The sequence below is a fragment of the Pseudomonas parasichuanensis genome (assembly GCF_021601385.1).
In the GTDB taxonomy this organism is placed as follows: Bacteria; Pseudomonadota; Gammaproteobacteria; order Pseudomonadales; family Pseudomonadaceae; genus Aquipseudomonas; species Aquipseudomonas parasichuanensis.
Map to the genome: position 1 here is coordinate 1 of NZ_BQHO01000045.1, position 14966 is coordinate 14966.

The window sequence follows — 14966 nt, forward strand, 5'->3', positions numbered from 1 at the left end:
GTCCAGCACCATCTCGGCAGCTTGGACTTTGTATTCTCTTGAGTAAGATTTACGCACTGATTTTGCCTCCAATTGGGCGCCATCATAGCGCCCGAAGAAGGTGTCCAAAATCATTAGGCCAGTTCAGCTTGCCGGCGATGGGGCCCTGAAAGGCTGCGCAAGGCCGATAATCAGTCGGTTTCGACCGCGTCAGGCTTGACCACCGTGGTGGCCTCGACCCCACGCCAACGCCGCACGGCTTTCTGGAAGAACTGACTGTTGGGCACCTGCACCAGCGCACCGCCCGCTTCGGGGGTTTCCATCAGCGTGGTGTAGAGCAGGTTGATGGCGATCACCCGGCCCTTCACCCCTGGCTTGTCGGTGGTGTCGACCAGCTCGACCACATCGCCGATGCGAAACGGCCCGACGGTGAAGATCAGCACCGCGCACAGCAGGTTGGACAGCACGCTCCAGATGGCGAAGAAGGCCACCGCCGCCACCGCGACAAAGCCCGACAAGGCCGTCCACAGCACCGTGGCGGATACACCCATGCGCTCCAGTACGAACAGCAGGCCGCTGCCCATGATCAGCCAGCGCAGGGCGCCGCGCACCGGCACCATCAGCTCGTGCGGCAACGGGTAGCGCTCGCCCAGGCTCTTCAGCCCGCGGGCGACCATGCGCTGCAGGACGAACGCAGCGATCAGGATCAGCAGGATCTGCAACCCCAGCCAGAAGGTGTCCATCCATTGCCCCGGCAGCAAGGAGCGCAGCTCCTCCATCAGGACAGCGCCTCGAGCTCGGACTGCATGCTTTCCAGGGTTTCCAGCGCTTCCATCCAGGCCTCTTCCAGCTCGCCTTCGCGTTGCTTGAGCTTGGTCTGGCGGGCCAGCAGGTCGCGCAGTTCATCCTTGCGTGCGGCCTCGTACAGCCCGCTGTCGCCCAGGGCGGCCTCGATTTCTGCCAGCTGTGCATGCACCTGGTTGAGCTCGGTTTCGAGCTTGTCGGCGGCTTTTTTATGCGGTGCCAACTGCTGACGCAAGGCGGCGGCGGCCTGGCGTTGCGCCTTCTTGTCAGTCTTGTCCGGGTTGACCGGCGCCGTGCTGACGGGGGCGTTGCGCTGACGGTACTCGACCAGCCAACGGCTGTAGTCGTCGAGGTCGCCGTCGAAGGTGTCGACCTTGCCGTCTGCCACCAGCAGGAAGTCGTCGGTGGTGCTCTTGAGCAGGTGACGGTCGTGGGAAACCACTACCACGGCACCTTCGAACTCCTGCAAAGCCATGGTCAGGGCCAGGCGCATCTCGAGGTCGAGGTGGTTGGTGGGTTCGTCGAGCAGCAGCAGGTTGGGCCGTTCCCAGGCAATCAGCGCCAGGGCCAGGCGGGCCTTTTCGCCACCGGAGAAGTTGACCACCGGCTCGTCGACGCGGTTGCCGTGGAAGTCGAAACCACCGAGGAAGTCGCGCAGGGTCTGCTCACGCTCGGTGGGGGCGATGCGTTGCAGGTGCAGCAGCGGGCTGGCCTTGTCGTCCAGCGAGTCGAGCTGGTGCTGGGCGAAGTAGCCGACGGCGAGGTTCTCACCGCGCACCAGGCGCCCGGCCAACGGCTGCAGCTCACCGGCCAGGTTCTTGATCAGGGTCGACTTGCCCGCGCCGTTGGGGCCGAGCAGGCCGATGCGCGCACCGGGCACCAGCTGCAACTTGACCTTCTCGAGGATGGCCTTGTCGCCATAGCCCAGGCGGGCTTCGGACAGGTCGAGCAACGGGCTGGAGATTTTCTCCGACTCGCGGAAGACGAAGTCGAACGGCGAATCGACGTGCGCCGCGGTCAGCTCTTCCATGCGCTCCAGGGCCTTGATCCGGCTTTGCGCCTGGCGGGCCTTGGTGGCCTGGGCCTTGAAGCGGGCGATGTACTTTTCCATGTGCGCGCGCTGCGCCTGCTGCTTCTCGTAGGCCTGCTGCTGTTGCGCCAGGCGTTCGGCGCGGGTGCGCTCGAAGGCGCTGTAGCCGCCCTTGTAGAGATTGAGCTTGCGCTGCTCGACGTGCAGCACATGGTCGACCACGGCGTCGAGGAAGTCGCGGTCGTGGGAGATCAGCAGCAGCGTGCCCGGGTAGCCCTTGAGCCAGTCTTCCAGCCACAGGATGGCGTCGAGGTCGAGGTGGTTGGTCGGCTCGTCGAGCAGCAGCAGGTCGGACGGGCACATCAAGGCCTGGGCCAGGTTCAGGCGCATCCGCCAGCCACCGGAGAAGTCACCGACACGGCGGTCCATCTGCTCGTTGGTGAAACCAAGGCCGGCCAGCAGCTTGCGCGCGCGGGCGTCGGCCGTGTAGCCGTCGGCGCTGTCCAGCTCACTGTGCAGGCGTGCCAGCGCGGTACCGTCGTGCGCCTGTTCGGCAGCCGCCAGCTCGGCCTGGACCTTGCGCAGGCGCACGTCGCCATCGAGCACATAGTCCACGGCGATGCGGTCGAGGGTATCGACCTCCTGGCGCATGTGAGCGATGCGCCAGTCGCCCGGCAGCAGGCAGTCGCCGCCATCGGGCGACAGCTCGCCGCGCAGCAAGGCGAACAGGCTGGATTTACCGGCACCGTTGGCGCCGATCAGGCCGGCCTTGTGACCGGTGTGCAGGGTCATCTCGGCGCCTTCTAGCAGGCGCTGCGGACCACGCTGTAAAGTGAGGTTGGATAGTCTGATCATGATGGTCGCGGAGTCTACCAGCTTCCCCGATCACTGGCGCGAGTGAAACCATGCACACCGACCTGTGGAATCATGCCCTGGCCCTGTATGCGCGGCCGGGCGTCGAAGCAGCCTGCCTGGCCCTGCAGGACCTGGGCGGCGATGTCTGCCTGCTGCTTTGCGGCACCTGGCTGCAGGCGCGGGCAGTGGCCGTTGACGAAACACGCATCCAGGCGTTGCAGGCCGTGGCCGGCCCCTGGCAGCGGGAGGTGGTCACGCCGCTGCGGGCGCTGCGCCGGCAATGGCGCGAGCACGCGCTGGCCGACCCGCAGCTAAGCGTGCTGCGCGAGCAAGTGAAGGCGCTGGAATTACAGGCAGAGCGCACGCTGCTGGAGCGTCTGGCGCAGGTGGCGCAGGCGTGGCCTGCCGTAGCAGGCGACAGCGAAGAATGGCTGGCCCGGCTTGCACCGGCCCAAGCCCGCGACCACGACGCGCTGCAGCAGCTGCGCGTCGCGGCCCGGGAGCTTCAGGAGGCCGTGGACGGCGCCTGAGCCGGGGTGCTGGCAGGAGCTGCTGGTGTAGCCGGGCTGGCTGCTGCGGCAGGCGCTGCGGTGCCGGCAGGTGCTGCTGGCTTGCTGGCGACAGGTTTGGCAGCAGCGGGTTTGGCCGGGGCTTTGGCGGCAGCGGGCTTGGCGGCAGGTTTAGCGGGCGCCTTGGCCACGGCAGGCTTGGCAGCAGCAGGTTTCGCGACCGGCTTGGCGGCGGCAGCTTTGACCGGGGCCTTGGCAGCAGCGGGTTTGGCAGCCGGCTTGGCAGCGGCAACTTTAGCCGGGGCTTTGGCTGCAGCAGGTTTAGCGGCCGGCTTGGCGGTGGCGACTTTGGCCGGGGCCTTGGCAGCAGCAGGTTTGGCGGCTGGCTTGGCGGCGGCAGCTTTGGCCGGGGCCTTGGCAGCAGTAGGTTTGGCGGCTAGCTTGGCGGCGGCAGCTTTGGCCGGGGCCTTGGCAGCGGCAGGCTTAGCGGCCGGCTTGGCAGCGGCAGTTCTGGCCGGGGCCTTGGCAGCAGCAGGTTTGGCGGCCGGCTTGGCAGCGGCAGTTCTGGCCGGGGCTTTGGCAGCAGCAGGTTTGGCGGCCGGCTTGGCAGCGGCAGTTCTGGCCGGGGCTTTGGCAGCAGCAGCTTTTGGTGCTGTGGCGCGCAGGTCGAGCGCCTTGCCCGCCGCTTCGCGCACCTTGCCGACACCCTGGGCCAGTTTCAGGCTTTCCTGGGCATCACGCTTGAGTTGCTGAATATAGGTACGGGTCTGGGTCTGACGATCCTTGAGCGACTCAAGCAAGCCTTCAAGTTCACCGGCGGCTTTCTGTGCCTTGCCTTGTGCCTTGGCTTTGCCGGCTTTGGCAGCGTCCTGCAACTTCAGGCGGGCGCCGTGCAGTTTTTCCTGTGCCTTGCCACGTTGTTTTTCCAACTTGGCCAACAGTTTCTCGGCATCCGCCAGCGCTTGAGAGCAGGCATCTTCCAGATGTTCGAGCAGGCTGCCCGAAAGTTGCTGAAGCAGGTGCAATGGCGTACTGACTGGCTTCTTTTTAGCCGACATGATTTACCTCCTGGCTGACGAGAGTGCGGCTCATACTATGCTTCTGCTGCTACCGCCGCTAGGGCATGTTGACAGTATCAGTAGCGCCGCGTTGCATGCCTGGGCAAAGTTGTTGTCTTGCAGCAAAAAACAAGTGTAGTTGGTCATTATTGTATTGCGGACATTTACACATATTCCGCCAACAAGGCTGGCATACTTCGCCCTCCTTGCAGCAGGACTCGACCATGCCACGTTATCTGATTCTCGGCCTGTGCCTGGTGGCCCCGCTTGCACTGGCCGCCCCCGAAAGCAACAACGACAACGACCTGGCCTACAGCATCGGCGCCAGCCTGGGCGAACGGCTGCGCCAGGAGGTTCCGGGCCTGCAACTCGATGCGCTGGTCGAAGGTTTGCGCCAGGCCTACAAGGGCGAGCCGCCCCGGGTGGCCAAATCACGTATGCAGGCCCTGCTGCAACAGCACGATGAACAGGCCAGCGCCGCTGCCGAGCAGGCCCGGGTGGACACGCTGCTGGCAGCGGAAAAACGCTTCATGGCCACGGAACGTTCGCGTGCCGGTGTACACGAATTGCCCGAAGGCATCCTCTACAGCGAGCTGGCCAGCGGCAACGGCGCGCAGCCCAAGGCCAGCGGCAGCGTGCAGGTGCGGTATGTGGGCAAGCTGCCGGATGGCACCGTGTTCGACCGGAGCGAGCAACCGCAGTGGTTCAAGTTGGGCTCGGTCATCGAGGGCTGGCAGGTGGCGCTGCCAAGAATGAAGGCGGGGTCGAAATGGCGGCTGGTGATCCCTTCGGCGCAAGCCTATGGCGCCGAAGGTGCGGGCGACCTGATTGCGCCCTACACCCCCCTGGTGTTCGAGATCGAACTACTAGCGGTGGCCGACTGAGTCAGGCTTGCACCGCGTCCTCGGCCTTGTGTGAGTTGTGCAGCACTTCGATCAGGCAGTCTTCAAGTTCGAAGCGCTCTTTCAACAGGCTGCCCAGCTTGCCGAGCTTCTCGGCGAAACGCTCGGGGTCCGTGCATTCCCCCTTGTCGCAATGGTCATTGAAAGCCAGGGCAATCTGGGTACTTTCATCGATGCGCGGGTTGATCTGCGTGGCGAGTTCCAAGCCGCGGGTGTCACCAAAGGCCTTGGCTTCACTGACCAATTGCTCGCTGACTTCGAAGTGCCAGGCTGACACGTAATCGACCAGCACCCCGCAGAAATCCCGGTTCTGGTCCTTGTCGGCAAAGGCCGGCTTGGCATCGCGCAATGCGCGGAAGGCTTGCACCAATTCCTGGCGCTCCTCCAGCCAACGATCGATCAGCTTGTGAACACCGCCCCAGCGTTCCTGGGCGTTCTGGCAACTATCGAGCATGGCGATCTCTTCCCTTCTGGGTAGATGCCGCTGCACCTCGCGACACAAGTGCGTGGCACAAAGGTGACATCAGCAGGACGGCATCGGGCAGTTGTGATTTCGGTATCCGTGCTGGGAGATTATTCCCGTGCGACTTGCCCTTCAAGGTACGCAGCACACAAAGTTCATACAAGTGTTTAATCCCTTTCCCACACGCCGTTGGTCGAGCAATACCTTGCGCATTGCCTTGGATCAACCCGTCGCACCTTGGCGCAAGCGGTACGCCAGCAACCACGACAGCGGCACTGCGCCGAGCAACAGGAATGCCAGCAGGCTCCACTCCGGCAAGGTCAGGTCGAGGAAGCTCCAGCTGATGGACACGCAATCGGTACTACCGAGCAACAGCAACCTGGCGATCTCGCCAATGGGCTGCTGCATCAGTTGCGTCACCGGCAGTTGGCAGTCCACCACTGGCAGCGGCGCGCCTTGCAACCAGACATGCCGCCCGGCCAGCAGCGCGCCGGCCACGGCGCACAACAGTGTCAGCCACGCATAACCACGCAGGCCGCGTACCCCCGGCAAATGAATGACAGCCACCAGGCTGGTCAGCGCGTACAACCCGAGCATCAGGCGCTGGCTGAAGCACAGCGCGCAAGGCACCAGGCCAACGACGGACTCCAGGCGAAACGACGCCACCAGCACGGCGAACGAGGCCAGGAAGGCAGGAAAGAACAAGCTGCGCAAGCAGGCCAGCGACATGGGCAAGGGATGTCCGCGAAAGGAAAAAGTGACGTAAAACGGTAGAGGAAAGGGGCGCTTTGTATCAAGGCGCTACAGTGGCGACAAGTCGCTGATTCGCAACGAATCAATGCCGCGAAATGTAGGAATAATCTGGCGGGAGGCGAAGAAGAATCACCCAGCCCCATCAAGGTGTGAAACACCTGCTGAGCCCGCACTCGCGCACGGGCTCAGCAAGCGGTCAGGCCTGAACACCCTCAGGCAAGGGTAAAGCCAGCAGGCGCTCGTCGAGCAGCCCCAGCCCCTCCTGGAACAGCTGGTTGCTGCGCTCGGTCTCGCCCAACCCGGCCAGCAGCCGCGCCAGCTCGGCACAGGTTTCCGGATTGCGCTCCAACTTCAGGCTGCTCTCCAGATAGTCACGGGCCTTGCCCCACAGGCGGTTCTGCAAGCTCAGGCGGCCGAGGGTCAGCAGCAGGCTCGGGTCCTGCGCGTGGTCTTTCAGCCAGCCCTCGGCGGCCTGCAGCTGACGCACCGGGTCATTACCTCGAACCAGGCCATACAGGCGTGCCAAGTGGCTTTCGTAGCTACGCTTGAGCGTGCCGTGCAATACCTGCTCGGCTTCGCCCTGGGCACCCAGCTGGCGCAATTGCTCGGCGTAGGCCAATACCAGCCGCGGCTCCTGGCGCTGTGCCGCGGTGAGTTGCTGCCAGGCAAGCTCCAGCGCCTGGCGCGCGGTCTGTGGGTCGGTACCGCGGGTCACCGCCAAACCAAGGTTCTGCCCCCAGGCGCGCTGCTCAAGCTCGGCCAGCTCGTTGGCCGGCAGCACCTTGTGCTTGCGCAGGTCGGGCAGCAGGCGGATCAGCGCCGGCCAGTCATCGCGTTCCAAATGCAGGCGCTGCAGCAGGCGCAGTACCTGGGCATTGTTTGGGTGGCGCTCTTGCATGGCCTGCAGTGCTTCGAGCGCACCGTCGTTTTCGCCACGGTCCATCTGCAACTGGGCATGGGTGAGAGCAATGGCCAGTTCGGCCTGGGGCTGGCGCTCCAGTGCCCGTTCGAGCAGGTTATCGCGGTCTTCGACACGGCCCTGCTCATTGGCGGCACGGGCGGCGCCAAGGTAGTAAAGCAAGGGTTGCCGCTCGGATTCGGCGGCGCGCTGCAGATGGCGCTGGGCGCTGCTCCAGCGGCCTTCGGCCAGGTCCAGCTGGCCTTGCTCGATGGCAATCCGGGTACGGCGGCCACGGTTGCGCCGCGACCAGGGGTTGACCACGCCACTGGAGGTCAGTACCAGCCCAACCAGGTAGCGCAGCACCAGCAGCAACACGACGATGCCAATCAGCGCCCCCAATGCCGCCCACAGCCCCGATTGATAGCGGAAGCCGCCGTAGGCGATCAGCACGTAGCCGCTGTGCTTGGCGATGGCGATGCCCAGCGCCGCGGCGATAACGATCGCCAGCACCGCCAGCAGGTAGACGCGCTTCATGGCTTGGCCCCTTCAGCTTCGGCCGGCAGGTGGCGACGCTGGATGTAGGCCTGCACGGCAGCCAGGCTTTCGCTGAGGTCAGGCGTCACCACCGACACCGGCTGCTCGGCCAGCTGGTTGAGGCTGTCGAGCATGGCTTTGCTTTGCGGGTTGTCGGGGTTGAAGTTGGCCAGCAGCACGCTGCGCGCATCGTCCAGCGCCTGGTTGTAGACCTTGGCCTCGCCGTTGAGCGCGGCCCATTGGGCCTGCTCGATGGTCAGGCTGAGCGCCAGGCGCAGCTGGTTGAGCGACTGCCCGGAGAGCAGCGGGCGCACGTTGTCGTCGGCGTTGAACTCGATCTGGAAGTACTTGGAGAGCTCCGCCCACCACTGCGACCAGCGGCTGGCACCGTCACCGTCGGCGGTGAGTGCGCCCATGGCATCGGCGTTGCTCTCGAATTCCGGCGACTGGGCACTGAGCTGCTGCACCTGCTCACGCTGGGCGGCCAGCTTGAGGAACAGCCCGGTGCGGTCCGGCTGTTGGGTGCTGTTGAGCGTGGCCAGGCTGCGCGCCAGTTGCTCACGGGCGGCGAAGGCGCCCGGGTCGCTCTGCTCGCGCAGGATTTCGTCGGCGCCCTCGACCAGCGCCTTGGCGCTGGCAATATCCTGCAGTGCCGAAAGACGCAGCGTGGCCAGGCGCAGCAGGTGCTCGGCCTCGGCCAGGCGCCATTCCTTGCGGCTTTCGCCAAGGGCGGTTTCCAGGCGCTGGCTCAGCCGCTGCTGGTCGCCCTGCAGTTGCGCCACCAGCCGCCGGCGGTCTTCCAGTTCACTGGCGGCGGGCAGGCTGGCCAGTTGTGCGGTGAGCTGCTGCTCGCGCTGCTGCAACGCGTCGGCACGCTGGTTAAGCGCTTGCAGGTGCTCGCCCTGGCCCTGTTCGCTGCCTTGCAACTGGCGCACCTGCCAGGCACCCCAGCCGCCGATCGCGACCCCGGCGGCGCCCAGCAGCAGTGCCAGCACCGCCACGCCGCTGCCAGAGCGTCGAACGGGTGGGGTAGTGGTTTCTGGCGCTTCGGGCACCGATTTCTGTTCAGTGTGGGGCAAGACCGTTTCGCTCACGTATCCATCCTTTGCATGGCGGCGCGTCGCTCAAGCTTAGCGCCTTAAGGGGCAGGTACAGCAGTTCGCTGCACGGCTGCCAGCAAGGCCGCGGCACTGGCGCCACGGCAATCCACAATCTGTCGGGCGCCCAGCGCGCGGGCCTGTTCGGCGACCCGCGGGCTGGGCACGAACAGGGGCAGGCGTGAAAGCCGTGACCAATCCGTTCCCGCTATCTGGTGCAAGTGTTCAAGACCCTGCCCACTGCTGACCACCAGGCCATTGAGGCGTTCCCCATCGACGCGGCGCGCCAGCGTGCCCGCCGGATAGTGCGGCAGGCAGCGACGATACAGTTCCAGATAATCGACACTAGCACCTTGCTCTGCAAGACGCTCGGCCAGCAGTTCGCGACCTCCCACGCCACGGACGATCAGGACGCGGGGCACCGGCCGCGCGATGGCCTCGCGCAGGGCCCGCAGGCCGAGCAACGCCTCGCTGTCATCACCTGCTGCCGGGAAGGTTACCTGCAGCCCGCGGCCTTGGAGGATCCGCGCCGTTGCCTCGCCCACCGTGAACCAGCCTGCAAGCGGTGGCGCGATGCCGGCCTGGTCGAGCTGTTCGAGCAGCAAGCGCGCAGCCGGCTTGCTCACCACGATGATCGCCTGCGCCTGGTCGATGCGGCGCAGGCGCTCAAGCTGCGCTGTGTCCGGCTCGATCGCTTCGATCGCCAGCAACGGCAGGCTGGCACTGGCGATGCCCGCCTCGGCCAGTGACTGCGCCAGTGCCGCACAGTCCTCTTCAGGGCGGGTCAGCAGCAGGCGCCAGGGGCTCACGGGTGGCCGGCCTCGCCGTAGACTTCCTTGAGGATCGCCTCGGCGCCCTGGCCGAGCAGGTCCTCGGCCACCTGCACGCCCAACGCCTCGGCGTTGGCGCGCGGGGCGCGGGCATCGGCCACCAGCAGGGTGCCGCCGGAAGGCTGGCCGACCAGGCCGCGCAGCCACAGTTGCTCGCCTTCGAGCACCGCGTAGCAGGCGATGGGCACCTGGCAACCACCGTTCAGGCGCTTGTTCAGGGCACGCTCGGCAACCACCCGGTCGGCGGTATCGACATGGTGCAGCGGCGCCAGCAGTGCATGGATCTCGCTGTCGGCGCTGCGGCACTCAATGCCCACGGCGCCTTGGCCACCCGCCGGCAGGCTGTCGTCGACGCTGATGGTGTCGGTGATGCGGTCCTCGAAGCCCAGGCGGATCAGTCCGGCGGCGGCGAGGATGATGGCGTCGTACTCGCCAGCGTCGAGCTTGGCCAGGCGGGTGTTGACGTTGCCGCGCAGGAAGCGGATTTCGAGGTCGGGGCGACGCGCCAGCAACTGGGCCTGGCGGCGCAGGCTGGAGGTGCCGACGATGCTGCCGGCCGGCAGCGCGTCGAGGCTTTGGAAGGTGTTGGAAACGAAGGCGTCGCGCGGGTCTTCACGCTCGCAGATGCAGAACAGGCCCAGGCCCTCGGGGAAGTCCATGGGCACGTCCTTCATCGAATGCACGGCGATGTCGGCTTCGTTGTCGAGCAGGGCGGTTTCCAGCTCCTTGACGAACAGGCCCTTGCCGCCGATCTTCGCCAGCGGCGCGTCGAGCAGCTTGTCGCCGCGGCTGACCATCGGCACCAGGGTGACCAGAAGGCCAGGATGCGCCTGTTCCAGGCGCGCTTTTACGTATTCGGCCTGCCACAGGGCCAAGGCGCTTTTACGGGTGGCAATACGGATTTCGCGAGTGGACATGGAACGCCCCGAGCCAGAGAAATGCCGCCGATGATAACAGCTCCTCTTGCTGTGCCCGCAGATTCAGATCATCAATCCGTGCGGGTTGTTTCGCAGTTCACCCCCGTAGCGGCGATCACTGTAGGGGCGGCCTTGTGTCGCGAAAGGGCTGCATAGCAGCCCCATCGATTTGCGCACCACAGTGATGATCTGGGGCCGTTGCGCGGCCCTTTCGCGGCACAAGGCCGCTCCTACAGGCTGGGTTAATCGCCGACCGCGTTAGTGCAGCGATTGCATCATCTTGCGCACACCCGCCACGTGGCGCCGGCTGACGGTCAGCGCATCACCGTCCAGGCCTTTGAGATAGAGCTGGAAATGCCCCAACGGGGTGCGTTGCAGGCGCTCGATGCGTTCACGGGCAACCAGGGCGTTGCGGTGGATACGCACGAAACGCTCGCCAAACTCGTCCTCCAGCGCCTTGAGCGGTTCATCGAGCAGGACTTCACCGGCCTCGTGGCGCAGGGTGACGTACTTGTGATCAGCGATGAAATAGATGACCTGCGGCAGGGGGATCAGCTCGATGCCTTTGCGCGTGCGGGCACTGATGTGGCTGCGTGGGCCGCCGGTTTCACCGGCAGGCCGGGTCAACGCTGCCAGCTGGGTGCGATTGGGTTTTTCAGCGCGGCGCAGCGCGTCGCGCAGGGACTGGGGCTGGATCGGCTTGTCGACATGGCTGAGGGTGCTGTCTTTGAAAGCCTGGCTGCCGTATTCATCATCGCCGGTGCAGAACACCACGGCAGGCGGCGCTTCGCGCTCGCACAGCCGCGCGGCGACCTGCAGGCCATCAATGCCCGGCATGCCGATATCAAGCAGCACCACGTCGGGCTTGAGGCTTTCGATCAATGCCAGGGCCTCCTCGCCGTTGGTGGCGCTGGGCTCCATCACGGTGTAGCCCTCCAGCTCACCGAGCAACCGGCTCAGGCGTTCGCGGGCTTGGGGTTCGTCATCAACGATCAGGACATTCATAATTGCGCTGGATTCCTGAGTGAGTCTCGCACGGGTATAGCGTAGACAGGTGTGGGGTGACTGATAAGCGGTCACGCTACAGACCGGTGCGAAGGCCAAAGATTCACTGGCCTGGCAGATTCACCGCCAGCCCTTTGTCCAACTGTAGACGCTCCGTGGAACACTGCCGTTCAATCGTTGAATCTGCTGCACACCCTTGTTAACAGACGATTCTGTCGACCAGCGCCCCTGCGGCGGCGGGCGCAACCCTGCTATGATCGCGGCACTTTTTCCGTTCACGCCTTCAACGAGTGAATCCATGAGCACCGACAAGACCAATCAGTCCTGGGGCGGCCGCTTCAGTGAGCCCGTCGACGCCTTCGTCGCCCGTTTCACCGCCTCGGTCGATTTCGACAAGCGCCTGTACCGCCACGACATCATGGGTTCGATCGCCCACGCCACCATGCTGGCGCAGGTCGGCGTGCTCAGCGATGCCGAGCGCGACACCATCATCGATGGCCTGAAGACCATCCAGGGCGAGATCGAGGCTGGCAAGTTCGACTGGCGCGTTGACCTGGAAGACGTGCACATGAACATCGAAGCGCGCCTGACCGACCGCATCGGCATCACCGGCAAGAAGCTGCATACCGGCCGTAGCCGCAACGACCAGGTGGCCACCGACATCCGCCTGTGGCTGCGCGACGAGATCGACCTGATCCTGGCCGAGATCACCCGCCTGCAGCAGGGCCTGCTGGAGCAGGCCGAGCGTGAAGCCGAGACCATCATGCCCGGTTTCACCCACCTGCAGACCGCCCAGCCGGTGACCTTCGGCCACCATCTGCTGGCCTGGTTCGAAATGCTCAGCCGTGACTACGAGCGCCTGGTCGACTGCCGCAAGCGCGCCAACCGCATGCCACTGGGCAGCGCCGCGCTGGCCGGCACCACCTACCCGATCGACCGCGAGCTGACCTGCAAGCTGCTGGGCTTCGAAGCCGTGGCCGGCAACTCGCTGGACGGCGTGTCGGACCGTGACTTCGCCATCGAATTCTGCGCTGCCGCCAGCATCGCCATGATGCACCTGTCGCGCTTCTCCGAAGAGCTGGTGCTGTGGACCAGCGCCCAGTTCCAGTTCATCGACCTGCCCGATCGCTTCTGCACCGGCAGCTCGATCATGCCGCAGAAGAAGAACCCGGACGTACCGGAGCTGGTGCGTGGCAAGAGCGGCCGTGTGTTTGGCGCCTTGACCGGCCTGTTGACCCTGATGAAAGGCCAGCCGCTGGCCTACAACAAGGACAACCAGGAAGATAAAGAGCCGCTGTTCGACGCCGCCGACACCCTGCGCGACTCGCTGCGTGCCTTTGCCGACATGATCCCGGCGATCAAGCCCAAGCACGCGATCATGCGTGAAGCGGCCCTGCGCGGTTTCTCCACCGCCACTGACCTGGCCGACTACCTGGTGCGCCGTGGCCTGCCGTTCCGTGATTGCCACGAGATCGTTGGCCATGCGGTGAAGTATGGCGTGGACACCGGCAAGGACCTGGCCGAGATGAGCCTGGACGAGCTGCGCCAGTTCAGCGACCAGATCGAACAGGACGTGTTTGCCGTGCTGACCCTGGAAGGCTCGGTCAATGCCCGTAACCACATCGGCGGTACCGCGCCGGCGCAGGTGCGTGCGGCCGTGGTGCGCGGCAAGGCGCTGCTGGCTTCGCGTTAAAAAGTTATTGGGGCCGCTTTGCGGCCCTTTCGCGACACAAGGCCGCTCCTACAGGATATCGCGTTCCCCTGTAGGAGCGGCCTTGTGCCGCGAAAGGGCTAAGCAGCCCCGGGCTTTATCAGCGCTTGCCGCTTTTCACCATTTCAATGAAAGCAGGCATCGCCGCGTCCTTGTCCGCCACGATCCGCGCCATGTGCGGGTTATCACCCAGCAACCGCAGCAATGCCTTCGCCTGCGGGAAGTCTTCCAGGAAGTCGATGTTCAGCACCTTCTTGCCCACCAGGCAGGCCAGGTCCACCGAGAAAACGAACATCAGGTCGGCGATGGTCATCTGCTCACCCGCCACATAAGGCGCGAACTTGCCATTGCGCTTGAGGGTAGCGAAGCCTGCCAGCAGGTCGGCCCGCGCCCGCTCCTTGATCAGCGGCTCCACCGCCGCGCCGAAGAATGCCTCGGCATAGCAGGTACGCGCCGGCAGCTCGATATACAGTTCAATCTCCCTGAGCAGCTCACGCACCTTGGCCTGGCCGAAGGCATCGGCAGGCAACAGCGCCTTGCCGGGCTGGGTCTGCTCGATGTAGTCGAGGATCACACCGGTCTCGCTGAGGAAACCGTGCTCGGTCTCCAGCACCGGCACCTTGCCGCGCGGGCTCACCGCCAGGGCCTGGGGTGCCTGGCCGCCGAAGAACAACACTTCTTCGAACGGCACCCCTTTCTCCAGCAGCGCCAGCTTGACCATGTTGTAGTAGTTGCTGACCGCGAATCCATGAAGCTTGAGCATTGAGACAGCCTCCAGGCCGTGTGGGGATGGCCGGGCTGTTATAGCGCCCTTCCCCATCCATGGCCAGCGTCATGGGCGCGGTCGATGGTCGGGCATTGCCGAAGCGGGCATGGCACACTGTGCACCTCACCACAGGAGCACCGCCATGAGCGAACCCCAAGACATCGACAGCAATGATGAAGAAGACTTCGCCGAGGCCACACTGACCCAGGCCATCGAAAACCAGATCGAAAGCGGCGAACCGCCCGCGGCCAAGGCCACCTTCAACAAGTTGACCCTGGTCGGCTACGAGCGTGAAGACATCCTCAACCTGATGGCCCACGTGCTGGCCATCGAGATCGACGCCATGCTCGACGCGGACCGTGCGTTCGACACCGAGTGGTACGAAACCGCCCTGCGCGCCCTGCCGGAGCTGCCACCTGAGGCGGATCAAGGCGACATCGAGTAACCCTGACTACACTCCTGACTTCATCCTTGTCTGGAAGTCAGGAGTCGCCCTATGTCCTTCACCCCCGAACTGATCGCCGAACTGGAAGTGCTCGCCCTGTTCAACCTGGGCAACCATCAGGAAGGCATCAAGGTTGGCAGCACCGCGTCCCCCGCGCTGATCGCCGCTGCCAAGCGCCTGCATGAAAAAGAACTTACCGACCAGCCCGATGGCGGCTACCTCACCAGCCTCGGCAACGATGCTGCCGAAAGCGTGCAGCTACTGCTGACGATCCTCCAATCGAAATCGACGCAACCGGCCTGATTCTGCATCGCGGGGCGCGTCACTGTGGCGTGCCCCGCGATCAATTCACGCCAGCGCTGGTAATCTGGCGCCAAAAAGCCACCAACCCCTTATCCGACCGCACT

The 14966-nt window shown here is 64.9% G+C and carries 16 protein-coding genes; 5 read left to right on the forward strand and 11 right to left on the reverse strand.

Annotation, left to right across the window (positions count from 1 at the left end; all coding sequences use genetic code 11):
* Positions 1-170 precede the first annotated feature (170 nt).
* Together L6D77_RS24780 and L6D77_RS24785 are read right to left on the reverse strand one after the other, a co-directional pair.
* Positions 171-758 (reverse strand): mechanosensitive ion channel family protein, encoded by a 588-nt coding sequence (locus tag L6D77_RS24780; protein ID WP_232885391.1) that lies wholly within the window; start codon positions 756-758, stop codon positions 171-173.
* Positions 758-2668, reverse strand: coding sequence for an ATP-binding cassette domain-containing protein (locus L6D77_RS24785; RefSeq protein WP_232885392.1), 1911 nt, complete (start codon positions 2666-2668; stop codon positions 758-760). Before L6D77_RS24785 ends, L6D77_RS24780 begins: the two co-directional genes overlap by 1 nt.
* A 50-nt stretch (positions 2669-2718) precedes the next feature.
* Between L6D77_RS24785 and L6D77_RS24790 the strand changes: the two genes are divergently transcribed.
* Positions 2719-3198 carry a TIGR02444 family protein gene (locus L6D77_RS24790; protein WP_232885393.1) on the forward strand — a complete coding sequence of 160 codons (480 nt, stop codon included), beginning with the start codon at positions 2719-2721 and terminating at the stop codon, positions 3196-3198.
* Here L6D77_RS24790 and L6D77_RS24795 read toward each other — a convergent pair.
* Positions 3174-4235: an AlgP family protein gene (locus L6D77_RS24795; RefSeq protein WP_232885394.1), complete on the reverse strand. Its 1062-nt coding sequence runs from the start codon at positions 4233-4235 to the stop codon at positions 3174-3176. The two genes, L6D77_RS24790 and L6D77_RS24795, sit on opposite strands and share 25 nt — an antisense overlap.
* A gap of 224 nt (positions 4236-4459) precedes the next feature.
* On the opposite strand from L6D77_RS24795, the gene L6D77_RS24800 reads away from it, so the two are divergent.
* The gene (locus L6D77_RS24800; protein WP_232885395.1) at positions 4460-5119 is read left to right on the forward strand and encodes an FKBP-type peptidyl-prolyl cis-trans isomerase; all 660 of its coding nucleotides are present in this window, start codon (positions 4460-4462) and stop codon (positions 5117-5119) included.
* 1 nt (position 5120) lies between these two features.
* On the opposite strand, the gene rsd is transcribed toward L6D77_RS24800, so the two are convergent.
* From rsd to L6D77_RS24835, 7 genes are all read right to left on the reverse strand, one after another.
* Entirely contained in the window at positions 5121-5591 is a 471-nt protein-coding gene (gene rsd, locus L6D77_RS24805) for a sigma D regulator (protein WP_232885396.1), read from the reverse strand.
* A gap of 231 nt (positions 5592-5822) precedes the next feature.
* On the reverse strand, positions 5823-6329 hold the full coding sequence (locus L6D77_RS24810; protein WP_232885397.1) for a disulfide bond formation protein B: 507 nt from the start codon (positions 6327-6329) through the stop codon (positions 5823-5825).
* Positions 6330-6549: 220 nt separating this feature from the next.
* Complete coding sequence (locus L6D77_RS24815) at positions 6550-7788, reverse strand: heme biosynthesis HemY N-terminal domain-containing protein (protein WP_232885398.1); 1239 nt, start codon at positions 7786-7788, stop codon at positions 6550-6552.
* On the reverse strand, positions 7785-8882 hold the full coding sequence (locus L6D77_RS24820) for a uroporphyrinogen-III C-methyltransferase (protein WP_232885399.1): 1098 nt from the start codon (positions 8880-8882) through the stop codon (positions 7785-7787). Before L6D77_RS24820 ends, L6D77_RS24815 begins: the two co-directional genes overlap by 4 nt.
* A 44-nt stretch (positions 8883-8926) precedes the next feature.
* Positions 8927-9694: a uroporphyrinogen-III synthase gene (locus L6D77_RS24825; RefSeq protein ID WP_232885400.1), complete on the reverse strand. Its 768-nt coding sequence runs from the start codon at positions 9692-9694 to the stop codon at positions 8927-8929.
* The gene (gene hemC, locus L6D77_RS24830) at positions 9691-10632 is read right to left on the reverse strand and encodes a hydroxymethylbilane synthase (RefSeq protein WP_232885401.1); all 942 of its coding nucleotides are present in this window, start codon (positions 10630-10632) and stop codon (positions 9691-9693) included. The genes L6D77_RS24825 and hemC overlap by 4 nt, the downstream gene beginning before the upstream one ends.
* A 258-nt stretch (positions 10633-10890) precedes the next feature.
* Entirely contained in the window at positions 10891-11637 is a 747-nt protein-coding gene (locus L6D77_RS24835) for a LytR/AlgR family response regulator transcription factor (protein WP_232885402.1), read from the reverse strand.
* Positions 11638-11935: 298 nt separating this feature from the next.
* Between L6D77_RS24835 and argH the strand changes: the two genes are divergently transcribed.
* Positions 11936-13330 carry an argininosuccinate lyase gene (gene argH, locus L6D77_RS24840; RefSeq protein ID WP_232885403.1) on the forward strand — a complete coding sequence of 465 codons (1395 nt, stop codon included), beginning with the start codon at positions 11936-11938 and terminating at the stop codon, positions 13328-13330.
* Positions 13331-13448: 118 nt separating this feature from the next.
* Here argH and L6D77_RS24845 read toward each other — a convergent pair whose 3' ends face one another.
* Positions 13449-14111 carry a glutathione S-transferase gene (locus L6D77_RS24845; RefSeq protein WP_232885404.1) on the reverse strand — a complete coding sequence of 221 codons (663 nt, stop codon included), beginning with the start codon at positions 14109-14111 and terminating at the stop codon, positions 13449-13451.
* A 145-nt stretch (positions 14112-14256) separates the two neighbouring features.
* Here L6D77_RS24845 and L6D77_RS24850 point away from each other — a divergent pair, with 145 nt between their 5' ends.
* Complete coding sequence (locus L6D77_RS24850) at positions 14257-14559, forward strand: hypothetical protein (protein ID WP_232885405.1); 303 nt, start codon at positions 14257-14259, stop codon at positions 14557-14559.
* Positions 14560-14610: 51 nt separating this feature from the next.
* Positions 14611-14862 carry a TIGR02647 family protein gene (locus tag L6D77_RS24855; protein ID WP_232885406.1) on the forward strand — a complete coding sequence of 84 codons (252 nt, stop codon included), beginning with the start codon at positions 14611-14613 and terminating at the stop codon, positions 14860-14862.
* Positions 14863-14966 lie beyond the last annotated feature (104 nt).